Source organism: Pseudoalteromonas sp. MER144-MNA-CIBAN-0113, assembly GCF_040308965.1.
Taxonomy (GTDB): domain Bacteria; phylum Pseudomonadota; class Gammaproteobacteria; order Enterobacterales; family Alteromonadaceae; genus Pseudoalteromonas; species Pseudoalteromonas tetraodonis.
This window is the reverse complement of sequence record NZ_JBEOOG010000059.1, coordinates 1-24,774: the sequence shown is the minus strand read 5'-3', so window position 1 is coordinate 24,774 and position 24,774 is coordinate 1. Positions and strand designations below refer to the sequence as shown.

The 24,774-nt window shown below is 41.3% G+C and carries 24 protein-coding genes and 1 pseudogene; 8 read left to right on the top strand and 17 right to left on the bottom strand.

From position 1 onward, the window contains the following. Positions 1-74: 74 nt before the first annotated feature. The 14 genes and pseudogenes from AAEY57_RS14320 to yceD form a co-directional block, all read right to left on the bottom strand. A pseudogene (locus AAEY57_RS14320) lies at positions 75-821 on the bottom strand (metallophosphatase); the annotation flags it as partial. 4 nt (positions 822-825) lie between these two features. Then, a complete protein-coding gene (locus AAEY57_RS14315; protein ID WP_013464702.1) occupies positions 826-1,605 on the bottom strand; it encodes a TatD family hydrolase in 780 nt (259 codons plus the stop codon). A 17-nt stretch (positions 1,606-1,622) separates the two neighbouring features. Beyond that, the gene (locus AAEY57_RS14310) at positions 1,623-1,949 is read right to left on the bottom strand and encodes a PilZ domain-containing protein (protein WP_008109887.1); all 327 of its coding nucleotides are present in this window, start codon (positions 1,947-1,949) and stop codon (positions 1,623-1,625) included. A 12-nt stretch (positions 1,950-1,961) separates the two neighbouring features. Further along, positions 1,962-2,876: a DNA polymerase III subunit gene (locus AAEY57_RS14305; RefSeq protein WP_096038371.1), complete on the bottom strand. Its 915-nt coding sequence runs from the start codon at positions 2,874-2,876 to the stop codon at positions 1,962-1,964. Between the two features lies 1 nt (position 2,877). Next, positions 2,878-3,504: a dTMP kinase gene (gene tmk / locus AAEY57_RS14300; protein WP_013464700.1), complete on the bottom strand. Its 627-nt coding sequence runs from the start codon at positions 3,502-3,504 to the stop codon at positions 2,878-2,880. Positions 3,505-3,509: 5 nt separating this feature from the next. Continuing rightward, positions 3,510-4,496: an endolytic transglycosylase MltG gene (gene mltG / locus AAEY57_RS14295; RefSeq protein WP_350608099.1), complete on the bottom strand. Its 987-nt coding sequence runs from the start codon at positions 4,494-4,496 to the stop codon at positions 3,510-3,512. After that, entirely contained in the window at positions 4,496-5,287 is a 792-nt protein-coding gene (gene pabC, locus AAEY57_RS14290; RefSeq protein WP_350608098.1) for an aminodeoxychorismate lyase, read from the bottom strand. The genes mltG and pabC overlap by 1 nt, the downstream gene beginning before the upstream one ends. A 68-nt stretch (positions 5,288-5,355) precedes the next feature. Further along, positions 5,356-6,594, bottom strand: a complete 1,239-nt coding sequence (gene fabF, locus AAEY57_RS14285; RefSeq protein WP_350608097.1) for a beta-ketoacyl-ACP synthase II — start codon at positions 6,592-6,594, stop codon at positions 5,356-5,358. A gap of 269 nt (positions 6,595-6,863) precedes the next feature. After that, a complete protein-coding gene (acpP, locus tag AAEY57_RS14280; RefSeq protein WP_138687148.1) occupies positions 6,864-7,100 on the bottom strand; it encodes an acyl carrier protein in 237 nt (78 codons plus the stop codon). A 250-nt stretch (positions 7,101-7,350) separates the two neighbouring features. After that, positions 7,351-8,097 carry a 3-oxoacyl-ACP reductase FabG gene (gene fabG, locus AAEY57_RS14275; RefSeq protein WP_013464697.1) on the bottom strand — a complete coding sequence of 249 codons (747 nt, stop codon included), beginning with the start codon at positions 8,095-8,097 and terminating at the stop codon, positions 7,351-7,353. A gap of 11 nt (positions 8,098-8,108) precedes the next feature. Further along, positions 8,109-9,035, bottom strand: a complete 927-nt coding sequence (gene fabD / locus AAEY57_RS14270; protein ID WP_350608096.1) for an ACP S-malonyltransferase — start codon at positions 9,033-9,035, stop codon at positions 8,109-8,111. Between the two features lie 53 nt (positions 9,036-9,088). After that, positions 9,089-10,129, bottom strand: a complete 1,041-nt coding sequence (plsX, locus tag AAEY57_RS14265; RefSeq protein WP_013464695.1) for a phosphate acyltransferase PlsX — start codon at positions 10,127-10,129, stop codon at positions 9,089-9,091. Positions 10,130-10,141: 12 nt separating this feature from the next. Further along, the gene (gene rpmF, locus AAEY57_RS14260) at positions 10,142-10,312 is read right to left on the bottom strand and encodes a 50S ribosomal protein L32 (protein ID WP_008109865.1); all 171 of its coding nucleotides are present in this window, start codon (positions 10,310-10,312) and stop codon (positions 10,142-10,144) included. A gap of 9 nt (positions 10,313-10,321) precedes the next feature. Next, complete coding sequence (gene yceD, locus AAEY57_RS14255) at positions 10,322-10,846, bottom strand: 23S rRNA accumulation protein YceD (RefSeq protein ID WP_013464694.1); 525 nt, start codon at positions 10,844-10,846, stop codon at positions 10,322-10,324. A gap of 131 nt (positions 10,847-10,977) precedes the next feature. On the opposite strand from yceD, the gene AAEY57_RS14250 reads away from it, so the two are divergent. Then, complete coding sequence (locus AAEY57_RS14250) at positions 10,978-11,574, top strand: Maf family protein (RefSeq protein ID WP_013464693.1); 597 nt, start codon at positions 10,978-10,980, stop codon at positions 11,572-11,574. Here the strand turns inward: AAEY57_RS14250 and AAEY57_RS14245 are convergent. Then, positions 11,567-12,211, bottom strand: coding sequence for an HAD-IA family hydrolase (locus AAEY57_RS14245; RefSeq protein WP_248474606.1), 645 nt, complete (start codon positions 12,209-12,211; stop codon positions 11,567-11,569). The genes AAEY57_RS14250 and AAEY57_RS14245 overlap by 8 nt on opposite strands. An 11-nt stretch (positions 12,212-12,222) precedes the next feature. Next, the gene (gene rluC, locus AAEY57_RS14240) at positions 12,223-13,182 is read right to left on the bottom strand and encodes a 23S rRNA pseudouridine(955/2504/2580) synthase RluC (protein ID WP_036982979.1); all 960 of its coding nucleotides are present in this window, start codon (positions 13,180-13,182) and stop codon (positions 12,223-12,225) included. A gap of 770 nt (positions 13,183-13,952) precedes the next feature. Here rluC and rne point away from each other — a divergent pair. After that, the gene (rne, locus tag AAEY57_RS14235) at positions 13,953-17,192 is read left to right on the top strand and encodes a ribonuclease E (protein WP_350608095.1); all 3,240 of its coding nucleotides are present in this window, start codon (positions 13,953-13,955) and stop codon (positions 17,190-17,192) included. Between the two features lie 506 nt (positions 17,193-17,698). Here the strand turns inward: rne and yejK are convergent. Beyond that, the gene (yejK, locus tag AAEY57_RS14230) at positions 17,699-18,715 is read right to left on the bottom strand and encodes a nucleoid-associated protein YejK (RefSeq protein WP_090492923.1); all 1,017 of its coding nucleotides are present in this window, start codon (positions 18,713-18,715) and stop codon (positions 17,699-17,701) included. 63 nt (positions 18,716-18,778) lie between these two features. Between yejK and AAEY57_RS14225 the strand changes: the two genes are divergently transcribed. The 6 genes from AAEY57_RS14225 (at position 18,779) to AAEY57_RS14200 (ending at position 24,603) form a co-directional block, all read left to right on the top strand. After that, entirely contained in the window at positions 18,779-18,991 is a 213-nt protein-coding gene (locus tag AAEY57_RS14225; protein WP_008109847.1) for a YejL family protein, read from the top strand. Between the two features lie 5 nt (positions 18,992-18,996). After that, entirely contained in the window at positions 18,997-20,493 is a 1,497-nt protein-coding gene (locus tag AAEY57_RS14220; RefSeq protein ID WP_350608094.1) for a DUF3413 domain-containing protein, read from the top strand. A gap of 145 nt (positions 20,494-20,638) precedes the next feature. Continuing rightward, positions 20,639-21,121 carry a DUF4124 domain-containing protein gene (locus tag AAEY57_RS14215; RefSeq protein WP_024601390.1) on the top strand — a complete coding sequence of 161 codons (483 nt, stop codon included), beginning with the start codon at positions 20,639-20,641 and terminating at the stop codon, positions 21,119-21,121. Positions 21,122-21,313: 192 nt separating this feature from the next. Next, positions 21,314-23,032: a bifunctional isocitrate dehydrogenase kinase/phosphatase gene (gene aceK, locus AAEY57_RS14210; protein WP_350608093.1), complete on the top strand. Its 1,719-nt coding sequence runs from the start codon at positions 21,314-21,316 to the stop codon at positions 23,030-23,032. Positions 23,033-23,048: 16 nt separating this feature from the next. Further along, the gene (locus AAEY57_RS14205; protein WP_028835763.1) at positions 23,049-23,987 is read left to right on the top strand and encodes a LysR family transcriptional regulator; all 939 of its coding nucleotides are present in this window, start codon (positions 23,049-23,051) and stop codon (positions 23,985-23,987) included. Between the two features lie 172 nt (positions 23,988-24,159). Further along, positions 24,160-24,603: a ferritin-like domain-containing protein gene (locus AAEY57_RS14200; protein ID WP_350608092.1), complete on the top strand. Its 444-nt coding sequence runs from the start codon at positions 24,160-24,162 to the stop codon at positions 24,601-24,603. The last annotated feature ends 171 nt before the right edge of the window (positions 24,604-24,774 follow it).

Here is a 24,774-nt window from a genome sequence, read left to right as displayed (position 1 = left end):
TCCAATCGTTCTTGGTCGAAAGATCGGATCTCGGAACAGGCATTTAGTTCAATTTTCTTAAACGAGATTCAGGTTAAGTACAGCGCTACAAATTCTTCAAAATGGATAAGGTGGTTATACGCTTTTACGCTAGAAAAATGCGGCTCGTCTTTTTTTAACCAATAACCTATGCCTAATTTAGAGCGCTTTTTCCACGAGGTGGTGGGTAATAAATGATGGCGGCCATAAAGCTGTTGGCTAATATCGTCGGGTAAATCCAGCGCAAGCGTTTGCTCTTTGTAAATGCCTAGTTGCTCAATGAGTTGATGGATAGCTAATAACATAGGCCCTGCTACATCGTCAGCATATACCTGATCGCCCGAGAGCAATAGCAACTGCGCCCCTTGCTGATTATTACTGCGTTGAGTAGCTTGCCACTGACTTGAACTAACTAGGCTGTCTTTTGCGGGATGATGTGCATTACGACACGAGCCATGTAATATTTGCGTCAATCTTTTGGGGATCACAAACGCAGGTAACGCACCATCATTAAAACTAAACGCTGATAAATCAACGGGGCTGTCATCAAAAAATAACTGATATTGTAGTAATATGTCGCGCGGGAACTGACTGTTTATGGGTTTAATAACTATGAACTGTAAAAATAAATGTTCACCCAGTCTAACGCTATTTTGTTCGCTATAGCATTCGTAGCCCATTAGCTCTATACGGCCGTTTACCTGCTTTGAGGTAGCAAACTGAATACAAACTGTGGTTTTTTCTGCTCGGCGCACCATAGGCCCCATAAGTAACAGCGGGTGTTGCACCGAGAGAGTCGTCATGTGGTTAGCCTTTAGCTGCTAATTTAAATAAAGAATAAAAATTATCGGTGGTGGCCTTTGCCAATTCGTTAAAGCTAATGCCTTTGAGTTCACTAATATAATAAGCAACGTCTTCCACATACGCTGGCTGATTAGTTTTACCACGGTACGGTACTGGGGCTAAATACGGCGAGTCGGTTTCAATAAGCAGTCGATCAAGTGGGATTTGTTTTACCACTTCTTTAAGTTCTACCGCATTTTTAAAGGTTACAATGCCTGAAATAGAAATATAAAAACCCATATCAATGGCTTTTTTGGCCATATCCCAATCTTCGGTAAAGCAATGTAATACCCCACCGCAGTTTTCTGCTTTGTGTTCACGCATTAAATTAATGGTGTCGGCACGTGCGTCGCGGGTATGAATAATAAGTGGCTTTTGTAATTCGTTGGCTACTTCAATATGGCCAACAAAGCTTGCTTGCTGCACTGCGTGAGTATCTTTTGCATAATAGTAGTCAAGCCCGGTTTCGCCAATAGCCACTACTTTGTGGTGCGAGGCTAAATCAATTAATTGCTGTTTGTTGAGCGCGTCTTTTTGATCAAGCGGATGTACACCACATGACGCTGATACGTCGTCGTAATGCTTAATTTGCTCTAGCATATTAGGGAACTGATCAAGTGTGACGCTCACACATAAAAAGTGTTCTACTTTTTTGGCACGGGCGTTATCAAGTACTTGGTCCAGGTTTAAATCGAGTTTATCAAAATCAAGACGGTCTAAATGGCAATGAGAATCTACAATCAAAATAAGGCCTGTTTTTACTACATGGTATAAGTTGGATTGCCGGAGTTTAACATAGTCCCCAGCAGTTTTTCGATCTTCGCGTTTAGGTTTGTTTTATCATCTAAAAAGCTAATGCCGATCCCCGGAGGGTTTGAGCTTTGTGCACCTTGCGGAGTGATCCACGTGACTTTACCGGTGACCACATCGTCTTCTAAGGCATCAGGTAAGGTTACTCGTAAAGCGAGTGAATACCCAGGCTCATAACGCATATTGGTGCGTACAAATAGCCCCCCTTTTTTTAAAAAAGGCATGTAGCAGCGATATAGTTCGTCAAGGTCATCTATATCAACTAATAGCTCTTGCATATCTAATCCTTTTTATTGGTTGCGTAATGTATACGCTAGTCGTGATACCGCAAGCGGTAAGTTTAGCCCAAGAATTTGTATGTTATTTTGTAAAAAATCATTCAAGGCTTGCTGTGCAACTTGGTAGGCTTCAAAACTCATGCCGTTTAAAAGCTGCTGTTTTAGCTGCTCACTTAAAAATAAGGTAAAAATACGAACAAGCTCAGGCTGTTTATTTATTATATCGACTAACGCATTGAAATTATGGCTTTGTTTAAACTCAGTTGCAAATTTATAGAGTGTATCAATACTTTCTAGCTGATTTTGCTGTTGCCACTGCTTTACTTGCAGGGGTTGACTGTAAAACAATGATAACCATGGGTAGTTAGGCACATCTAAAGAACTTAGCCACTGCTGTGCCAGCTGGCTATTGGTTACTTTGACCTCAGTTTTAGCACAGCGGCTTAAAATAGTCGCTGGTAATTGCGCCGCTTGGCTGGTTGTGAGAATTAAAAACCGGCTGTTACTGGGCTCTTCTAAGGTTTTTAATAATGCATTTGCTGCCGCCGTGGTCATTTTTTCGCAGTTTTCAATAATCGCCACTTTGTTGCCATTTTGCGCTGCCGACTGGTGCATAAAATCGCTTATGCCGCGTATGTCGTCTACACCTATGCTTTGCCCTTCTACTTGAGTAACGCGTTTATCTGGGTGCGTCCCAGCTAGGTTTAACGAGCAGCTTTTACACTGCCCACACGGCGTTAACACGCTATTAGGTGCGCTTAACTGCGATTGTGTATTATGACATAACAAACTGTTAGCTAATTGATCGCTTAGCTCAAACTTGCCTACCCCAATAGGCCCGCAAAATAGCTGCGCGTGATGAAAGCGCTGCGCTTTATAGCTTTGAGCTAAGCGTTGCTCTACATCGTTAAGCCATGGCAATGCCATATTATTTTAATCCTGAAAAAAATGTGCGCAGTACATTAGTAATATCACGGTGTACTTTATCAATACTTTGGTTAGCATCAACGGTTTTAATGCTGTCGTCATCATTTGCAAGCTCAATGTAACGCATACGAGTGCGCTGAAAAAACTCAATGGCTTCTTGTTCAATTCTATCGAGTTCACCACGCCCTTTTGCACGTTCAAGACCAATAACAGGGTCAATATCAAGGTAAATGGTTAAATCGGGTTTTAAACCTTTTAACACCATAGAGGATAACGACGCTAACGTGTTTGCACTAATTCCTCGCCCGCCGCCTTGATACGCCTGTGACGATAAGTCGTGACGATCAGCCAATACCCATTGCCCTTGCTCAAGTGCTGGGTTTATTACATTGTGCATTAGCTGTGAGCGAGCTGCGTACATAATAAGTAGCTCAGTTTCAAAGGCGATTTCTTCTTGATGCTCTGCTTTTACTAAGGTACGTAACGATTCAGCCAATGGCGTACCACCGGGTTCACGCACATTAATAAAATCAATATGATGATGGTTTAAAAAGTCTTGGCACAAGGCAATAGCGGTTGATTTACCTGCGCCTTCTAGGCCTTCTATCACTATAAATTTTGGTTTCATAAACACTAATTCTTTTTATTTAAAATATACTGGTTAACCGCCGCATTATGTTGTTTTAATGTGGTTGAAAACTGATGGCTGCCATCGCCTTTTGCTACAAAGTAAACATACTCGCTTTTAGGCGGGTTTACTGCGGCTAAAATCGCTTCTTTGGATGGCATGGCAATGGGCGTGGGCGGTAATCCGTTAATACGATAAGTATTATACGGTGTGTAATTTCTCAAGTCTTTACGTTTAATATCACCGTCAAAATCTTCGCCTAGCCCATATATTACGGTTGGATCGGTTTGTAAGCGCATATTGGTATTTAATCTATTTATAAACGCCGATGCAATTAACGGACGCTCGCTGGCAAGCGCGGTTTCTTTTTCGATAATAGAGGCCATGATCAGTGCTTCATAGGCGGTATCGTAAGGTAAATCGCTTGCCCGTTGCTGCCAAGCATCTGCTAATGTTTGCTGCATTTTTTGCGCAGCACGTTTTAGTAAACTGCTGGCAGTATCATTGCTATGGTAATGATAGGTATCGGGGAATAACCAACCTTCTAGATGGGTTTGCTTACCGATTATTTGCTCGCCAAGTTGCTCAAGTTTTAAATCGTTTTGTAAGTGTGTAGAAGTACTCAGGGTATTTAAAACATCCCTAAGTGCTTGGCCTTCAATAATGGTAAAGCTGAAACTAATTTGCTGACCTTGATTAATTTTTTTGATGTTATTAAGCACGCTATCTGCGCTTAGCTCGTACAAGCCTGCTTTTAAATCGGTCAAGGTTGGGTCGAGCTTAGCTAATATTTGAAAACGCCAACAGTCTTCTACCCACTGTTGCTGCTGCCATTGACGGCACAACTTATTAAGGCCGGTGCCTTTTTTAACTTCAAATTGGGTGTTATCGGCTATCTGTAATGGCGTTTGAATTGTTGCCTGTAATTGCTGGTAGCCAATCACTGAGCTAAAAAAAGCCAGTAATAATACTGATATTATAACTTTTAACATTAAGCCTCCTTGGCTACTGTTAGTAATGACTGACTGTGAGCAATATCAAAATAGTGCTCGCCTATGCTTTTTACAGGCACAATTTTCATTAAACTATTACATACAAATACCGCGTCTGCTTGGGTAAGCTCATCAACGCTGATAGTTTTAAATTCAATTGCTAATTTATCACATAAAGATTGCAGAAAAACACCTTTAATGCCGCACTCATCAAGCCTGGGACTAATTACTTTATTATTTTTTATTGCAAAAATATTAGCCGCTGAGGTTTCAATTACATTGTTGTTGTAGTCAAGTACAAGTGCATCATCACTTTGCTCGGCTTGTAGGGCATTTTTGATCAGTACTTGCTCAAGCCTATTTAGGGTTTTAAGCCCAGCTAAATGAGGCTGTAAAGCCAGTTTAATTGGGCTAATAGCTAAACTAATTCCTGTTTCGCGTAAGCTGTGATAATGCGCTGGATAAGGTAAAACACTCACAATAATGTTTAAATTACATTCGCTTGGTGGCGCATAGCCTCGCCCGCCCTCACCTCGTGTTACCACTATTTTAAGAACCGCTTGAACCTGTGATGCTATTTGCTGAGTAATGTGCGACTCAAGTGCTTTAAACTCAAGCGCTGGAAACCCTAAACGCTGCGCACATTCAATTAAACGCGCTTTATGATAAGCCCAATGCTCAACCTGTCCATCAGTAATAATTGCGGTTGTAAAAAAACCATCGCCATAGTTTAAGCCTCTATCGCGGGTACTTACGCTACTGGTTTCACTTGCTGTTATTATTGTTTGCATATTTTTTTACACATAAAAAAACCCAGTTAAACAACTGGGTTCTTATTGTCGTTCGTTGTTAAAAAAGATTATACCTTTTTAAACAGTAACGAGCCATTAGTACCACCAAACCCAAATGAGTTACACAAAGCGTAATCAAGTTTAGCATCACGTGCTGTATGCGGTACGTAATCTAAATCACACCCTTCATCTGGGTTGTCTAGGTTAATCGTGGGTGTTACTTTTTGCTCGGTCAACGATAAGATAGACACTATCGACTCAACAGAGCCCGCTGCACCTAGTAAATGACCCATCATCGATTTAGATGAGCTTACCATCACATCTTTCGCTGAATCACCAAAAATGGTTTTAACCGCTGAGGTTTCGGCTTTGTCACCCGCGTGAGTAGACGTACCGTGTGCGTTAATGTAGCCAACTTGCTCTGCATTTATTTGCGCATCGTTTAATGCGTTTTCCATAGCCAGTGCTGCACCTGCGCCGTCTTCTGGTGGTGAGGTCATGTGGTAGGCATCGCCACTCATGCCAAAGCCAACAAGCTCTGCATAAATTTTAGCGCCACGTGCTTTAGCGTGTTCGTATTCTTCAACAACTACTACACCAGCGCCATCAGAAAGCACAAAGCCATCACGGTCTTTATCCCACGGACGAGACGCTGCTTGAGGGTCGTCGTTACGCGTTGAAAGCGCACGTGCGGCATTAAAGCCACCCATTCCAATTGGGGTACACGCTTTTTCTGCGCCACCGGCAACCATTGCATCGGCATCGCCGTAGGCAATCATACGTGCTGCATGGCCAATATTATGCAGGCCTGTAGTACATGCGGTTACAATTGAAATATTAGGACCACGCAAACCGTGCATTATTGATAAATGACCCGAGATCATATTAATAATGGTAGACGGTACATAAAACGGCGATAACTTTCGTGGACCGCTGTTTAGTAATTTAATGTGGTTTTCTTCGATTAGGGTTAAGCCACCAATGCCTGAACCTACCGCTACACCAATACGGGTTGCGTTTTGGTCTGTTACTTCGAGGCCTGAATCTTGAAAAGCTTGAACACCCGCTGCAATGCCATACTGGATAAATAAATCCATTTTTTTAGCATCTTTTGGCGACATATAAGCCGATGCATCAAAATCATTGATTAAACCAGCGAAGTGAGTACCAAATTTTGATGTATCAAAGTGGGTAATATTTTGAATACCACTTTTACCATCTAATAAGCCTTGCCAGGTTGATTGCACATCATTGCCTAGCGGCGTCAACATTCCTAAGCCAGTTACGACGACACGACGTTTAGCCACGGTTTGCCTCCAATAAGGAATTATTATTATACCAATTAACTTAGCTCAGTTTATTTCAGCGTTAACGCTGTTGCTAGTTATGTTATTAGTATTGGGGATGATCATACCCAAGCTACCTCAAAGTGCGAGTCTCAAACCAATAACCAACGCTGAGCAATAACAACTTAATTGCTGATGATAGGTGAGGGTTTGGAATTGAATCATGTACTTTGAGGTGGTTTGGATATAAAGATTAAAGGCAGCGGATGCTGCCCTTAATTTGCGATTAATTACTCAGCGTGAGCTGTAACGTAATCGATTGCAGATTGTACTGTAGTGATCTTTTCAGCTTCTTCATCTGGGATCTCAGTGTCGAACTCTTCTTCAAGAGCCATTACTAATTCAACAGTATCAAGAGAGTCTGCACCTAGGTCATCAACGAATGAAGCTTCGTTTTTAACTTCTTCTTCTTTAACACCTAGCTGTTCGATGATAATTTTCTTTACGCGTTCTTGGATATTGCTCATTCTTCTTTCCTTTATTAAAAACGCCAATGCGTTATTTTCAGATTGCGGCGTAGTTTACGTCCGATAATTCTCTGATTCAATCTTTTGACCATAAATAATTTGCTGGTCAAACCTCTTGAGTGTTTATTTTATCTTTTATCGCTTATTTTCACAGCGATTTCAAGTATGTTTAAAGCAAGTTTGCGAAAAATTCAATATTTTTTAGCAAACTCATCGGTAATTTGTGGTTTAACTATTTCGCATTGCGAAGCTAAACCATGTACATCGCACCATTTACATGCAAAGTTTCACCAGATACGTACGCAGCAGCGTCAGATGCTAAATAACACACAGCTGCTGCAATCTCATCTGGCTGGCCTAAACGACCCGCAGGTACGTTTGCAAGCGTTGCTGCTTTTTGCTCATCTGTCAAATCATCCGTCATGTCTGTTTGGATGAATCCCGGTGCAACCACGTTAACAGTAATACCACGAGAAGCAACTTCACGCGCTAATGATTTAGAAAAACCGATAACACCCGCTTTAGCTGCCGCGTAGTTCGCTTGGCCAGCGTTACCCATAGTGCCCACTACTGAGCCAATATTGATAATACGGCCGTTCTTTTTCTTCATCATTGGGCGAAGTACCGCTTTAGATAAACGGAAAATAGAGCTTAAGTTGGTGTCGATAATATCGTCCCACTCACTCTCTTTCATGCGCATTAATAAATTATCGCGCGTAATACCGGCGTTATTTACTAAAACATCAATATCACCTAAATCGGCTTTAATTGCTGCTAATGTTGCCTCAATTGACGCAGGATCGGTGACGTTAAGCGCATAACCCTTACCGTTATCACCTAAGTATTCGCTAATTTTAGCCGCACCTGACTCGCTTGTCGCGGTGCCCGCTACCTTTGCGCCTTGCGCCACTAAGGTGTTTGCAATCGCTTTACCAATACCACGGCTAGCGCCGGTGATCAGGACAACTTTGCCCTCTAAAGAAAATAAATTACTCATATTATATACTCTTATTTAGCTGTATCGATTGATGCAAGGTCGTTAACTGAGCCACACACCATCGCTTTATCAATGCGTTTTGCAAGTCCTGTTAATACTTTACCAGGGCCAAATTCATAACTTTGCGTTACGCCTTGTGCAACTAATGCTTGCACTGTTTCAGTCCAACGAACTGGGCTATATAACTGACGTACTAATGCGTCTTTAATTGCATCGGCTGAACCTTCAGCTTTTACATCAACATTATTAATTACATCACACTTAGGTGAATTAAATGTTAAAGCCGCTAAATCGGCGGCTAATTTTTCAGCCGCAGGTTTCATAAGTTCACAATGCGACGGTACGCTAACCGATAATGGCAGTGCACGTTTTGCGCCGGCTTCTTTACAGGCGACTGATGCTCTATCTACTGCATCTTTGTGACCGGCAATAACTACCTGGCCTGGCGAGTTATAGTTTACTGGAGAAACCACTTCACCTTGTGCAGATGCAGCACAAGCGGCTTTAATTTCATCGTCGCCTAAACCAATAATAGCGGCCATAGAACCCACACCCGCAGGGACAGCTTCTTGCATGTATAAACCACGGTTTTCAACCAGTTTTACAGCTTCACTTAGGCTGATCACATCGCTACATACTAGTGCTGAGTATTCGCCTAAGCTATGCCCTGCCATGACAACGTCTGCATCTGGATTTGCTGCTAACCAATGACGGTAAATAGCAACGCTTGCTGTTAATAAAGCAGGTTGAGTACGGTGAGTTTGATTTAGTTTTTCTTCTGGGCCGTTAAGAACGAGATCTGCTAGGTCGTATCCTAGTGCGGTTGATGCTTCTGCAAATGTGGCTTTTACTATGTCTGAGCTTTCAAGTAGCTCGTTTAACATACCCACAGTTTGCGAGCCTTGACCTGGAAAAAGAAGTGCAATTTTTTGTGCCATAGTTTGCTCTTTTAATTAAACAAAATAAATAATGTATAACACGGCACATCAATTTACTGATTGGCCACCGTGTCTTTAGAATGTGTTTTTTCGAAGATAGCAGCAATTTTATCCGGAAGTTGACGTTCTACTTCTTTCACTGCTTCGTCGATTGCGGCATGAAATGCTTTAGCTGAGGCATTTCCATGGCTTTTAACAACAATACCGCGCAATCCTACCAGAGAAGCGCCGTTATACTGGTCGGGGTTCACTCTTTTATAGAGTTTTTTTATGATTGGCGCCAACATAAACGCCATGCACTTATAAACAACGTGTTTTTCGAGGGCACGAGTGAACTTTTTCATGATAAGTTTGGCAATACCTTCGCAGGTTTTAAGTGCAACGTTACCGACAAACCCTTCACAGACAATAACATCGGCTTTGCCAGAAAAAATATCGCTACCTTCACTGTAGCCAATATAATTAATCAGCTCGCTTTGCTGCATTAACTGCGCGGCTTGCTTAATTTCGTCGTGACCTTTGATGTCTTCGGCGCCAATATTTAATAAACTGACTTTTGGGTTATCACACCCAAGTGCTTGTCCTGCCACTACCGAACCCATAATGCCAAACTGATACAGCATTTGCGCATCACAGTGCACATTGGCACCTAAATCGAGTAAGTAAACAGGATTTTTACGTTCAGTCGGTACAGCCGATATGAGTGCGGGACGTTTCACTCCTGGAAGCATTTTTAATACGTAATGCGCCATAAAAAATAGCGCCCCTGTATTGCCAGAGCTAACACAGGCTTGCGCTTCACCCGATTTAACTAAATCAAGGGCAACACGCATTGAGGAATCTTTTTTTGAGCGTATAGCAACAGCGGGTTCGCAGGCATTTGTGACAACGTCATTACAATGGCGAATTATTAATCTGGGATGAGAAAGTGAATCGAGTGATTCTAATTGTTTAGCTATTACTTGCTCGTTGCCACATAAAATGAGTTTTAAGTTGGCATTAGCATTTACCGCGGAAACGGCTGCGGGGATAGATGAACGGGGGCCATAATCGCCCCCCATCATATCTAACGCTATGGTTAGATTGGTCAGCATATAAGCAATCTCTTAGTTAGAAATTACTTGAACGCCTTTGTAGTAACCATCTGCAGTCACATGGTGACGACGATGAGTCTCACCAGATGTTTGGTCTACAGTTAAAGTTGGACCACTGATCGCATCGTGTGAACGGCGCATGCCGCGTCTTGCACGAGACTTTTTGCTTTTTTGTACAGCCATAGTCTTCTCCTAAGAATCTTTCTTAAGTTGTTTCAAAATATCAAATGGATTTGGTTTATCATCTTCCGCCTTTAAAACACCAAAGCTGGCAGGCTCTGCTGTATAACTGCATGAAGCTTCGTTGTGGGTAGGCACTAATGGCACTGCTAAAATGAGCTCGTCTTCGATTAACTCAAACACGTCTATTTCACCATTTTCATCAAGTGCTACTTCGTCGTAGCTTTCTGGAAGATCATCTGACTCTGCATCCAAACCGACTGGCGAATACACAAAGTCTTGATCCAAATCCAACCCTAAATCACCATTACAACGTTGACAAGTGACAGTTACGTGTGTGGACAAATTGCCACTAATCACAACTAAACCTTGCTCATCGTTTTTGCAATGAATTTTTACCGCTATTTCACCTACTTCTTCCTGGATAACCCCTCGTAAACGAGGAAGTTTCTCAAGCGGTACAATGCCGTCATACTTTAAACGGTGTTGCGCTGCTTTGCCAGGATGAAGGGTGATGGGAATTTTCACCTTTTGCATAGGGGCTGCATCATATAGATAGTTAGTGGGTTAGTCAAAGTAAAAAACCAATTTTACGTTGTTTTTCACGTGTTTTACTCACGGATCTGATTTATCCTAACTCAATCTGATTTACGCTAGGAAAACATGCCATGAAGCACTCTCTTATATTAGCCTCAAGCTCGCCTTTTAGGCAGTCTTTATTACAAAAATTTAATCTGCCTTTTGAAACGTTTTCGCCCGATGTTGACGAAACGCCTCACCGCAACGAAACACCTAACGATCTTGTTAAGCGTTTAAGCGAACTAAAAGCCGCAGCTGCGGTTGAGCATTTTGGCCAAGGCTTAGCGATTGGCTCCGATCAGGTTGCTGTATTTAATGACCAAATATTAGGTAAACCACACAATAAAGAAAACGCCATGAAACAACTCAGCTTATTTAGTGGGCAAACGGTCACTTTTTTAACTGGCTTGTGTGTGTACGATATAGACACTAAGCAAAGCAAAACCCTTGTTGAGCCCTTTAATGTCACTTTTAAAACGTTAACAACGGCGCAAATAAGTGCTTATTGCGATGCAGAGCAACCTTATAATTGTGCAGGAAGTTTTAAAAGTGAAGGCTTGGGTATTTGTTTATTTGAAAAGCTTAGTGGTGATGACCCAAATAGTTTAATTGGTTTACCACTCATTAAACTCAGCCAATTATTGGCTGAGTTTGGCTTAGATGTATTAAGCGCACAAACTAACTAAGTAAAAGTTGTTGCAACTGCTGATAGTTGTCAGCGGTTGCAATAGGCGTAAACTCGTTTAATTGCGCAGCGTTGTGCACGCCCATGGTTACCCCTAGCCTATCCATACCTGCGGCTTTTGCCATTGCCATATCTATTTGCGTGTCGCCTATCATCAATGCTTCGTCGGCGCTAATAGCCAGCTCTTCAAGTAGTTGATAGAGCATATCGGGAGCGGGTTTTGATTTAGCGTCGTCGCTGGTACGCGTAGCACTAAAAAAGTGACGCAACTGGCTTTCATCTAGAAGGCGTTCCAGTCCTATTCGGCTTTTACCTGTGGCAACCGCCAATATTACGCCTTGATTTTTTAACGCAGTGAGTACCTGTGCAACGTGATCAAACACCGGTGTTGGGGTGGTATCAAGTGCATATTGCTGTTTATACCCTGCAATAAGCGCTTCGTGATGCTCACTGTAATCAGGGAACAAAGTTGCGATTGCGTTTTCAAGCGACAAGCCAATAATATTTTTACTGGCAGTATCGCTCGGCGGTTCAATATTGAGTAACTGTGCACTTTTGCGGATACAATTAACTATTTTGCTAATTGAATCCATAATGGTGCCGTCCCAATCAAAAATCACCAGCTTGTAGTTTTTCATGGTGGGTGAGATCACGCTTTTGCTGCTCTAAGTTTAACTAAACAACTTGATAGTGCTTTATCAAGCGGTGCTTCTACTCGCATAGTGGTTTCGTTTTTAGGGTGGTAAAAACTTAAATCATGGGCGTGTAAAAATAAGCGATTTAAACCACGTTTACGCATTGACTCGTCAAACCCTTGATCGCCATATTTGTCATCACAGGCAATAGCGTGGCCTTGACACTGAGTATGCACACGAATTTGGTGAGTACGACCGGTTACAGGGGATGCTTGTACTAATGAGCAATCGTTAAAACGCTCAAGCACTTTAAAGCGGGTATGCGACGGTTTGCCCTCAGTGTTATCAACACGTACTACGCGCTCACCCGATTTTAGGGTGTTTTTGCGCAAGCCTTCAGTCACATTTTTTGTTTTAGAGTCCCATTGACCCTCAACAAGTGCCCAATAATTTTTTTCCATGGTTTTTTCGCGTAATTGCTCATGCAACGCAGTCAGCACAGAGCGGCGCTTAGCGATTAGTAAACAACCTGATGTATCACGGTCTAAACGATGCACAAGCTCAAGGCTGCGCTCTTCTGGGCGTAAAACACGTAATGCTTCAATAAGGCCATAGCTTAGACCACTGCCGCCATGCACAGCCATACCCGATGGCTTGTTAATAACCATCAGGTATTTGTCTTCAAATAGAATATCGTCTTCGAGACGCGTTACTTTATCGAGTTTTGAAGGGACAAACTCTTCACGCTCTGACACTCTGATTGGTGGTATACGAATAACGTCGTCTAGCTGCAATTTATACACAGGCTTAATACGTTTTTTATTTACACGCACCTCACCCTTACGAAGAATTTTGTAAACTGCGCTTTTAGGCACCCCTTTTAAATGGGTAATAAGAAAGTTATCAATACGCTGACCTAGGTGGTCTTCGTTGATAGTGACAAAAGTTACTTGTAAGCCGGTTTTTTCTGACATTGCCTAATCACTGATTTAAGTAAAATAATTTAGTTGCTAACACGGTTATAATAGTGGGATAATCAGCAGCGCAAATATTTAGTATTTGCAAATAACAACGGTGCTTTTTAACACAACAAAACATTCGTGATGCACATTCTGGGTAACCGATCATACAGATCCGAGTTAAGTTTTCCAAAGCTTTTATACATACCCAGTTAACACGTGCGCACAACTAACGGCAATGCGCGTAATATATTGCTGCTTAAGTTTGAACATGAATTGATTTTTAAAGTGATAGTAAAAGCAATGAACAGATAATTTGTCTGATAGTGGCGGCGTAAAAAAACGCCGTTCAGAATTCGCTCAAATATTGTAGTACCGTACAGCAGCTTATTTAGAACTAAAAAAATCTAATAAATAAGCGTTCATTAACATCGGTAGCGATTTTTGCTCATAAAAACGATAACGGTAGTTTTAAAAACGAAACTATGGTTTGAAGCTAAAGAGCCCTACGCACCTAATATGAATGCATTTAATAAGATTGTTATGACAGGCCAACTTCTGGATAAAACGAGTATTGAGCTAAACAGCCGACACGTTTGTATCCCCTTAGAATTTAATAGCGTGATTACACCCTATTGTTTGCCGGCATTTAAAATACTGCTTACTAAATACAGAGCCGTTCCGTTAAAGACCCAGTCGTGAGGCTGCACATTCTAAAAATAGGAACACCTGAACAGGCGAGAAAACATCGTCATGTCAGCGACACAAACTAGTAGAGTAACATTATGAAACGTATGCTAATCAATGCAACGCAGCAAGAAGAAATGCGCGTAGCACTGGTTGACGGCCAGCGCCTATATGATTTAGATATAGAAAGCCCAGGTCACGAACAGAAAAAAGCCAATATTTACAAAGGTAAAATCACACGTATTGAACCATCTTTAGAAGCAGCATTTGTTGATTACGGTGCTGATCGTCATGGTTTCCTTCCTTTAAAAGAAATTGCCCGTACTTACTTCCCACAAGGTTACACCTTTCATGGTCGTCCGAATATTCGCGACGTGATCAAAGAAGGTCAAGAAGTTATTGTACAAGTTGATAAAGAAGAGCGCGGCCAAAAAGGGGCAGCACTGACTACCTTTATCAGCGTGGCCGGTAGTTATTTAGTGCTTATGCCTAACAACCCTCGCGCTGGCGGTATTTCTCGCCGTATAGAAGGTGATGAGCGTACTGAACTTAAAGAGTCGCTAAGCCGCTTAGAACTGCCTAAAGGTATGGGCTTAATTGTACGTACTGCGGGTGTTGGTAAGTCGTTTGAAGAACTAAACTACGATTTAAAAGCATTATTAGTCCACTGGGAAGCCATTCAACAAGCGGCAGACAGTGCTAAAGCACCATTTTTAATTCACCAAGAAAGCAACGTAATTTTCCGTGCAATTCGCGATTATTTACGTCGTGACATTGGCGAAATTTTAATTGATAAGCCTCGTGTTTTTGAAGAAGCTAAAGCGCACATAGAGCGTTTTCGTCCTGATTTCATGAGTCGCGTTAAGCTTTATCAAGGTGATACACCGTTATTTACACATTACCAAATTGAAAGCCAAATTGAGTCTGCGTTCCAACGTGAAGTGCGCTTACCTTCAGGTGGTTCTATTGTAATTGACCCTACTGAAGCACTTACCTCTATCGATATCAACTCGTCTAAAGCAACAAAAGGCGGCGATATTGAAGAAACAGCGCTTAACACCAACCTAGAAGCGGCAGATGAAATTGCACGTCAACTTCGTTTACGTGATTTAGGTGGCTTAATTGTTATCGACTTTATTGATATGACACCTCCACGTCATCAACGTGAAGTAGAAAACCGCTTGAAAGATGCTGCTCGCCCAGATCGTGCGCGCGTACAAATTGGTAAAATTTCTCGCTTTGGCTTACTTGAAATGTCGCGCCAACGCCTACGCCCTTCACTAGGCGAAGCAAGCCAAGGTGTTTGTCCACGTTGTAGTGGTCAAGGTACAATTCGTTCTAACGAATCAATCGCATTGTCTATTCTTCGTTTAATTGAAGAAGAAGCGATTAAAGACAACACCGCTCAAGTTAATGCTCAAGTGCCTGTTGCTGTTGCCGCTTATTTATTGAATGAGCAACGTCGTAGCGTTCACCGTATTGAAAAGCATCATAAATGTGATGTAGTGATTATTCCTAATCAACACATGGAAACACCTCACTACGAAGTAATGCGTTTACGTAAAGATGAAACGCTTGAAACTGTAAGCTACGAGCAAGTTGTTGCGCCTGAGCCTGAAGCATTTGAAATGTCTAAATCGCCAGCGGCACCTGTTCGTGAAGAGCCGAAGCTTAAAGGCGTCGTTATGCCTTCAACGCCTGCTCCACAAGCGGCAGCAAAAGCAGCGCCGGTAGTAGAAGCAAAAGCTAAAATTGGTTTATTTACTTCATTGGGTAAGTGGATTAAGTCGTTATTTGCAAACGAAAGCGAGCAAACAACACAAGAGTCTTCTGACAAGAAAACTCAAGAGCGCACCAATAACAATCGTGGTAGTGATAATCGTCGCCGTAACAACAACCAGCGTCGTCGTAATAACAACCCACGTAATAAACCACGTAACGAACGTACAACAGACACTGAAACTAAAAATGAGTCAGCGCCTGCAGGTGATACGCAAGAAAAGAATGAGAATCGCAATAAGCGCCGTCGCAATTCTAATACGCGTAAACGTCCTGAGCATAAAACTGAAGATAAAACGCAAGTAAAAGCAGAGGCAACTCAAAACGCGGATATTGCGCCTAAGTCTGACAAAAATGCAAGTGCTGAGCCAAAAGAGCAAAAGCCTAAGGTACGTCGCCAACGTCGTAATTTACGTAAAAAAGTTCGCGTACAAGACGAAAGTGCTGAGCAAGTTCAAACAACAGAGCAAGCTGTTGAGCAACCTGTGATGAAAGAAGACAAGCCACAAGTACAAGAACAAGCACCTGTTGCTGAAAAGCAAAAGCCAGTATCAGATGAAAAAGCACCTGCACCTGCTAAAGAACAAGCAGAGGCTGTTGTTGATGCAAACGATAACGCTGTGGCACAAGATGAAGAACAAGAGCAAACACGTACCCGCTCACGTCGTTCACCGCGTCATCTTCGTGCATCTGGCCAACGTCGTCGTCGTCCTGAAGGTGAAGGCACGCAAGAGAAGTCTGATGAAGCGCCTGCTTTCATTCCAGTTGCGGATCAAGCCGCTGCTGAATACGAAGCAGAGCTAAAAGCAAAAGCACATAAATCGGCCGTTGATGCCTCTGATGCAGTTGAACAAAACATTGTTGAGGAAGAATTAGCGAAAACTGAAGAACCAGTGAAAACTGAAGAACCAGTGAAAACTGAAGAACCAGTGAAAACTGAAGAACCAGTGAAAGCTGAAGAGCCAGTGAAAGCTGAAGAACCAGTGAAAGCTGCAGAACCAGTGAAAACTGAAAAACCAGTAAAAACTGAAGAGCCAGTGAAAACTGAAGAGCCAGTTAAAACTGAAGAACCAGTACAAACTGAAGAACCAGTACAAACTGAAGAACCAGTACAAACTGAAGAACCAGTACAAACTGAAGAACCAGTGAAAGCTGAAGAACCAGTGCAAGCTGAAGAACCACTAAAAGCTGAAGAACCAGTAAAAGCTAAAGAATCAGTACCAGCTGAAGAAGTTGCTGTTGAAGCTGAAACAGCACCGGTTAGCGCTACTGAAACACCTGTAGAAGCGAAAGAAGCACCTGTGGTTGAAAATAAACCTAAGGCAGTTTCGCAAGCGAGTTCAGCTAATGTAAACGCTAAAACAGTGATTACAGCAGGACATGCAAGTGCGCCAATGGCACAGCCAACACCAGTAGCTGATAGCGAAACCAAGCATACATCGGTTGCAATGGCACATGACAAACGCGAGTTAATCCCTGACAGCGGCCTTCGCCCTGGCTCGGTAAAACCTGCCGGTCGTGCAAGCTCAGCAATGACTAAAACACTTAATGCTGAATAAGCACTAAGTTTAGCTCAAAGCATAAAAAAGCCGCGTTAATTGATTTTAACGCGGTTTTTTATTGATTGTAATTTATATAACTGGCAAACGGGATTCGGGCTGCGAGGATCGGGTAAGGATTAAAGGTTAAAGGTTAAAGGTTAAAGGTTAAAGGTTAAAGGTTAAAGGTTAAAGGTTAAAGGTTAAAGGTTAAAGGTTAAAACATTCGAAGCTTCGCTTTACACGAGATCAAGCTCTATGTCTACCAGTTATCTGCTAATACCTGTTTTATCTTCTCATTTACTCCTCATTCTCTTCTCTCAGTGCAATAAGATCTTTAAGAAATGCATTCACAAATTTACGGGCTGCGGGGATCGGGCTTCGAGCTTCGAGCCTGTTCCCCAAACCCGTAGCTCGCAAATTGCCGTAAGCATGACAATAAGATTTTAGTAATTTATTTACCACCGCTGCGGGGTTCGAGTTACGAGCCTGATCCCGCAACCCGTAGCTCGCAGCCCGCTGTGAGTTTAATCTTGCTGTTGTTCCATAAATCGCTGTAGCTGATCTTTTAGGTTTGGTGGAATGCCCTTGATCACTAACGTATCAGTGGCTTCATTATAAGTTACACGCTCGCCTAAATGCTTACGCTCAAAACTGATACTGACTCCACCGCCAAGGCCTGAAAATTTAACCATGCTGGTTACCGTTTTTTTATCAACCGGGAATGACTCTTCTAAGTCATAGCTTTGCTCTTTACAAAAGCTTTCAAACGGGTTGTCATCGCCTTTGGTAAGCGTTGCTGAAAGTTCACTCACATTAGCTTCTTCACCCGTGGTAACACAGTCGTTACAGTAATCAAATACTTGCTTACGTAACTCGTCTTTTTCAGATTTATCAAACTCTTGCTCTGATAAGTAGTCTTCTACCGCATTGAGCATCACTTGACTTTGCTGCTTAGGATCAATGCCCTCTTCACAACCTAAAAAGTCTAAGAAAAAGTCAGCGACTTTACGCCCTGCACGACCTTTAATAAATGAAATATAACGATTGTCTTCTGCCTGGGTATCCCATGCGGTTAAGTCAATACGAGCAGCCAATTGCATACGCGAAATATCTAAATGACGCGATGCGGCTAAATCAAGCTCAGAGGTCATTGAGTAATGCTCTTTAATATTGATCATAGCAATCAACATATAATCAGTCGCCACGTACTGATAGTGACAAAATACTAAATAGCCCGTTTCGTTAAACGCATATTTATCTAACTCTTCTTTTAATACCGTTGATGCTTGCTCGGTCATATGCCAAAAGCCAAGCTCATTATTGCGATAGCTTTGCATAGTAGAGGCTACAATACTGTTTTTTTCGCCACTAAAAGCACAAAACCCTTTGCCTGGTTTTCCGTTATAGGCATGGTGTAATTGCTCAATGAATACAGCCACTTTATCGTTGATAGTCATTTCGTCGTTACGAAGGTGAATTTGAGTGTCGTCGTCTTTTTTGTCTACATAGTGAACGACTAATTTTTTAACATCTATTGCCATCTTTGTTTTTCACGCCTCTGGTGTTAAAATACGGGAATATAACTCTTTTTATTGAACCAACTGATGCCAATCTTATCAAAATACTCTAATGAAGAAGTAGAACAAATCGTCGATCAGCTTATTGATGTTTTATCAAAACATAATGCGCCGGTTGATTTAAGTCTTATGTGTTTAGGAAATTCTATCACGCATATCTTAAAAGAGCATGTACCAACAGGGAAAAGACAAGCCGTTACCGAGAACTTTGCAAAAGCACTCGCGCAGTCGGTTAAGTAAACTCTATGAATTTATCGCAGCACAACCAGTTTTCATCGAAAGCAAGTCAATTATTAAGTTGGGGCCATTGGTTTACATTTGCCAATATTGGCTTAGCGCTTTTAATTAGCTTAAGCTATTTATTTGCCGATTCGCCACCGACCACTTATATGGGTATAACCTATATGATGGTTACTTGGCTAAGCCACACTAGCTTTATTGCATTTTTAGCGTTTGTGCTGACGGTTTTCCCTTTGAGTTTAGTATTCCCCTACCCACGGCATATACGCGGTATGGCAGCAGTGATTGCAACTGTCGGGGCCTCTATCCTTACTTTAGACGCTTACGTCTACTTTAACTTAGGTTATCACTTAAATGCCTCTGCACTGCCTGAAATTATTTCACTGTTGTGGCATCGTGTAACAAACTCACCCGCACTTACTACCTTGCTAGCAGGCAGCATAGTGTTAGCAATATTAGCGTTTCAATTGACTGTTAGTAATTTTACTTGGCATCATTTGGGGCGTTTAAAACAGTTTAAATTTGCCCGTTATGCCGGTTCATTTTTAGTGATTTGTTTTGCGCTAAGCCACAGCATTCATATTTGGGCTGATGCCAATTTAAAATTTGATATCACTAAACAAGATAATGTACTACCGCTTTCGTACCCGACTACGGCAAAAAGCTTACTCGCTAAAAACGATTTGCTGGATGTTGAAAGCTACGAGCAAGCGCACAACGTTAAAATTAATAACCAAGGTATTAATTATCAAGCACCTGCTCCATTAGAAAAATGTGAAGATTACAGCGCAGCAAAAGTTGATATATTGGTGTTTGATAATGACGAGCAGCTAGCAAAATTTGTTGCCAGCCAACAAAATATTTATAAAAACACGCAATTTTTACAACCCACCGATCATAGTGATATGTTATTTGGGCTTGTGTACGGCTTGCCAGCATTTTACAAAACGAACATTATTGAGCAGCAAACGTTACCCGTTTGGCAAAGCCAACGCCGTAGTGTGGAAGTGGCCGGTATTGATAAGCTGAGCTTTATTAACGAGCAAGCACATAACGATAGTGCAATAAGAATTGTTAAGGGGGCTGAAAACGCCACTGTACGTGATGACGCCACCGAATTTTTTGCTTTTAGTATCTCGCAAGATAGCAATGAAATTGTAACCACTTCAACATTGTATAGCTCCGATAAATTTATTTCTAAGGTGAACGGTTTGATTCAGCCTAGCGATATTATCGCTACAAGCCTTGGTCAATACTTAAACTGTAATGCGATTGCGCAGCAAACTATGCTGGGCGAAAACTTGTACAGTAAAAGTAATAATATTGGGGTTAATTACTCGCAAGGCGTGGTGATTGCTTACAAAAAAGATAGAATCACGCTTATTGATCGTGATGGAAATTTTAGAAATATCTCTGCCGCTGAAGGATTTTCAATTGAACAAGGGCTTGATATTCCATTTTTAGTCCATGGTATTAAAAAGCTTAAAACATTTTCTCAATAGCACCTCATAATACGAGCGAGTCATTAAAACTGACTCGCTTAGTTTCTGTTATTACTCCTTTGCACTTGCTATCCCAACAACCTAGGTTATAGTTTTTAGCATCAATTGTTTTTAAGCTCAGTAGCGCATGTTAAGGATAACTGTTATGTGTAAAATTATTAACCTGATCGTTACCGCCTGTCTTTTTTGTTTAAGTACATATACTTCAGCGCAAGCCACCTACTTTAAGTGCGTCACTCCCAAAGGTACCACTTTCTCTCAGTTTCCCTGTAGTGATAATGCTACCTCACACACAATAATCGCCACTGAGCCTAAGCAAACGGGTAAAGAAATAAACTATACCAAACAGTTAAACGAGCTGGAACGAGATACGATTATTTCCAACCTAGAAGCAGAGCTGCGCAGTAATCAGCATAAGTTAGCAATACTTTTACGAGAAAAAGACAGGGCTGATTTTAAACAACAGCAGCGTTTAAATCATATATTGAGCGCAGATGATAAAAAGCGTATTAGCAAAGATATTAGAAACGCACAGAAAACATTAGATAAGCAATATAAAAAAGATAAAGCATTGATTGAAAAGCGTATTAAAAAGTTACAAAAAAAGATTGATGCCTATCAACCTTGATCAGGCTAACTTCAATAAATATCATCTTAATTAGCTTGGTTTTAAATATAAAATAACATACCCTTTACATCCATAGAGCATAAACTCTATTGTGTGTTTAGTGGTGTAATTTCCTTTGACCCGCTTTTACAAATTAAATGGTATCCACCGGCATTATCCTAAACACCTAAAGGCGTCTATTAAGGAGTACTGATGCAACCACGCCAAATTGCTGAATTAATTTTAACCGGTTTTAAAAAGCATTATTTGCTGTTTCAAAGAACAACAGCCAAGGCTCCCTACGCTTTTGCTAAAAGAGACTGGCAAGCTATTAATGATATAAGTCGCCTGCGTATAAGCTATTACGATGATCGGGTAAACGAAACAACAAAAACACTACGAGAACGCCAGCAAACAGACGCGCTAAACGAAAGCTTATGGCTTGAAGTGAAAAAGCTTTACCAACACTTTTTATGTTTTCACCCGCAAGCAGAACTTGCTGAAACATTTTATAATTCAGTATTCTGCCGCTTGTACCACCGCCGCTATTTTCACAATGACTTTATTTTTGTAGAAGCCACGCTCAAAGATGCGCCTTCAGTGCCCGTTGAAGCTGAATACCGTAGTTATTTTCCTGTTGTAGATGGTTTAAAGCCCACCATTAAGCGCATTATTAATCACTTTGATTTTAAAGCCGACTTTGTCAATCTAGAACGCGATATTCGTTTATTAGTTAAAGCCTTTTATAAACAAGCACCCGATACACACCACCAACATTGGCAAATGCGTTTTGATATATTACATACCCCGTTTTATCGTAATAAAGCCGCTTACATTGTGGGGCGCGTAGTATCGCAAAGTGGCGTTCAGCCTTTTATTATTGCCGTGTTACACCATGAAGATAAAGGCCTTTATTTAGATGCCTTACTTACAAAGTCGTCGCAAATGCGCGTTATTTTTGGCTTTGCGCGTGCCTATTTTATGGTAGAAACTCACGCTCCTTCAGCGTTAGTGCGGTTTTTAAATCAACTTATGCCTAATAAAACCCTCGCCGAGCTTTACAACGCCATAGGCTTTCATAAACAAGGTAAAACCGAGTTTTATCGCGAGTTTTTGAATCATTTAATCCATTCTAATGATGAATTTACCATTGCTCCTGGTACACCGGGTATGGTGATGATGGTATTTACCCTACCCTCGTTTGGTTATGTATTTAAAGTTATTAAAGATAAATTTGGCGAAAGTAAGCCGTTTGGTCGCGATACGGTATTAAAACGCTATCAACTGGTTAAAAGTCATGACCGTGTTGGCCGAATGGCTGACACCATAGAGTATTCAAACGTCGTATTTCCTTTGGCACGATTTGATAGTAACTTGTTAGCACAGTTGCACAAAACCATTGGCTCAACGATGGTGATTGAGGGTGACTGGTTAATCATAAAACATTTGTATATTGAACGGCGAATGACACCGCTTAATCTTTTTTTAGAAAATGCAGACGAAAAAAGTGCCGCCGATGCCATTGAAGAGTATGGCCAGGCGCTTAAAGAAATGATTGCCGTGAATATTTTCCCTGGCGATATGCTGTTAAAGAACTTTGGTGTAAGTAAGCACAAACGTATTATTTTTTATGATTACGATGAAGTGCAATATTTAACAGACATGAACTTTAGAGCACTACCCAAAGCAAAAAGTTATGATGATTATTTGATGGATGAACAAAGTTACTCGGTTGCTCCGCAAGATGTATTTCCAGAGCAATTATGTACCTTTGTAATGCCTAACCCTACATATAAACAATTTTTAACCAGTACGCACCCAGAACTACTTGATGTGAGCTTTTGGAAACAAGCACAACAAAATATAAAAAATGGAAAGGTGAGTCATATTTATCCCTATCCTACAGCACAGCGTTTTATCCATTACTGGTAAACGTTAAGGACACACAATGAATATAAGTAAAATAGATTTAAATTTACTGGTTTATCTCGATACATTACTGCGCGAATGTAACGTTACTCGTGCCGCTAACCAGCTTAGTATTACTCAACCGGCAATGAGTAATGGACTGAAACGCCTACGTAACCTTTTTAACGATCCTATTTTAGTGCGTACCAGCGATGGTATGGTGCCGACCGAGCGCGCTATTGAGTTACAGCCTGTTATTCGCGGCATTTTGATGACGCTTGAGGAAACGCTAGCACCTAATCGCGAATTTGAAGCTAAACAAAGTAAACGCGTGTTTAGAATTATGGCCAGTGACTATGCAGCCAGTACCATGGCACCGCGTTTGTTAGGGAAATTACATGAAGAAGCCCCAGACACCACATTAGATATTTTAACGCCCAGCGATGTAACTTTTCATGATGTAGAAAACGGTAAAGTAGACATGGCAATTAACCGCTTTGAGAACTTACCGCAATCGTTTCATCATAAGCGAATTTGGAAAGATAGCTTTTGCTGTTTAGTAAGATCCGACAACCCTATTATTGAAAACTTTAGCCTAGATAGCTATTTAAAAGCCCGTCATATTTGGGTAAGTAAAACAGGCTTTGGTGTTGGGGTTGGCATGGATCCTAAAGATGTGCAAAAGCTGGGTTGGGTTGACGAAGCGCTCGCCCATTTTGGGAAGCATCGAAATATTGCCACCTTTACTCGTAACTACCATGTTGCTATTCATTTAGCGAAAGAAAAAAACCTCGTGGCGACTTTACCCTCAAAAGCGGCCAATATTTATGTAGACGATCCAGGGCTTAAAATACTTGAGCCACCTTTTCCTATTCCACCATTTGAACTTGATATGATATGGAGCCCTTTGTTACACAGAGATGCTAGCCATATTTGGTTACGTCAAAAAGTAGCCGAAGTAGCTGAAGAGCTTAAATAACCTTCTTACATGCTTTTATGTAAATTTTGCTTGCTAGCAGCAGGTTAGCAAGCTTGCCTAGACCTCCCCATAATAATAAAACCATGAAAAACAATTAGTTAAAAAATAAAACCGCGTTGGAATGCCGCTTGCTTAGTTATCTATATATTTTAAATTAACAGAGGTCATTATTATGAGCACCCATCAAGGACAAGAGATAAATCATATCACCGACATTATCCAAGTAATGAATAGCGGTATCGACTTTTACGAAAAAGCACAAGATAAAGTACAAGATCCTAGCGTAAGTGCATTATTTCAGCGCATGATTGACGCCCGCAAAGTAAGTGTTGAAAGCTTACAACCCTATGCAATTAATCAACAAGGTGCACGTGAAGATGGCTCTTCGTTCGCGGTAGAAGCACGCAGAGCATTTACCGCTTTGCTCAGTACATTCACTAGCAATAACGACCAAACCTACATTAAAGAGCTTGAAGAAGTAGAAGATAAAACCTTAGAAGAAATCAAAACAGCGTTAAAAAAGCCTCAATCACATGATTGTGAAGCGGCGCTGTCAAAGGTATTGCTTACCATGCAAAGCTGTCATGCTGAAATGAGTAAAATGCAAAAACATTAAGTTTAAAAAACAACCAAAGGGCCTTACGGCCCTTTGGTTGTTAAATAACAATAGGAGAGTTATTAGGGTCTGTTGACCTTTTAAGGTTGAATTTGGGTAGTGTTTAGAAATCTGTGTCATTTCAGTATTATTAAGAAAACAGGAGTGACACATGACTCAATCTTTCGACTT

Coding starts and splice junctions, on each gene's coding strand:
- fabD (WP_350608096.1), bottom strand. CDS start 9,035: ATGGCACAAAAAATTGCACTTCTTTTTCCAGGTCAAGGCTCGCAAACT.
- aceK (WP_350608093.1), top strand. CDS start 21,314: ATGCAACCACGCCAAATTGCTGAATTAATTTTAACCGGTTTTAAAAAG.
- fabG (WP_013464697.1), bottom strand. CDS start 8,097: ATGAGTAATTTATTTTCTTTAGAGGGCAAAGTTGTCCTGATCACCGGC.
- AAEY57_RS14200 (WP_350608092.1), top strand. CDS start 24,160: ATGAGCACCCATCAAGGACAAGAGATAAATCATATCACCGACATTATC.
- rluC (WP_036982979.1), bottom strand. CDS start 13,182: ATGTCAGAAAAAACCGGCTTACAAGTAACTTTTGTCACTATCAACGAA.
- yejK (WP_090492923.1), bottom strand. CDS start 18,715: ATGGCAATAGATGTTAAAAAATTAGTCGTTCACTATGTAGACAAAAAA.
- AAEY57_RS14215 (WP_024601390.1), top strand. CDS start 20,639: ATGTGTAAAATTATTAACCTGATCGTTACCGCCTGTCTTTTTTGTTTA.
- yceD (WP_013464694.1), bottom strand. CDS start 10,846: ATGCAAAAGGTGAAAATTCCCATCACCCTTCATCCTGGCAAAGCAGCG.
- pabC (WP_350608098.1), bottom strand. CDS start 5,287: ATGCAAACAATAATAACAGCAAGTGAAACCAGTAGCGTAAGTACCCGC.
- AAEY57_RS14305 (WP_096038371.1), bottom strand. CDS start 2,876: ATGGCATTGCCATGGCTTAACGATGTAGAGCAACGCTTAGCTCAAAGC.
- rpmF (WP_008109865.1), bottom strand. CDS start 10,312: ATGGCTGTACAAAAAAGCAAAAAGTCTCGTGCAAGACGCGGCATGCGC.
- acpP (WP_138687148.1), bottom strand. CDS start 7,100: ATGAGCAATATCCAAGAACGCGTAAAGAAAATTATCATCGAACAGCTA.
- AAEY57_RS14245 (WP_248474606.1), bottom strand. CDS start 12,211: ATGAAAAACTACAAGCTGGTGATTTTTGATTGGGACGGCACCATTATG.
- AAEY57_RS14205 (WP_028835763.1), top strand. CDS start 23,049: ATGAATATAAGTAAAATAGATTTAAATTTACTGGTTTATCTCGATACA.
- rne (WP_350608095.1), top strand. CDS start 13,953: ATGAAACGTATGCTAATCAATGCAACGCAGCAAGAAGAAATGCGCGTA.
- plsX (WP_013464695.1), bottom strand. CDS start 10,129: ATGCTGACCAATCTAACCATAGCGTTAGATATGATGGGGGGCGATTAT.
- mltG (WP_350608099.1), bottom strand. CDS start 4,496: ATGTTAAAAGTTATAATATCAGTATTATTACTGGCTTTTTTTAGCTCA.
- AAEY57_RS14310 (WP_008109887.1), bottom strand. CDS start 1,949: ATGCAAGAGCTATTAGTTGATATAGATGACCTTGACGAACTATATCGC.
- tmk (WP_013464700.1), bottom strand. CDS start 3,504: ATGAAACCAAAATTTATAGTGATAGAAGGCCTAGAAGGCGCAGGTAAA.
- AAEY57_RS14250 (WP_013464693.1), top strand. CDS start 10,978: ATGAAGCACTCTCTTATATTAGCCTCAAGCTCGCCTTTTAGGCAGTCT.
- AAEY57_RS14220 (WP_350608094.1), top strand. CDS start 18,997: ATGAATTTATCGCAGCACAACCAGTTTTCATCGAAAGCAAGTCAATTA.
- AAEY57_RS14225 (WP_008109847.1), top strand. CDS start 18,779: ATGCCAATCTTATCAAAATACTCTAATGAAGAAGTAGAACAAATCGTC.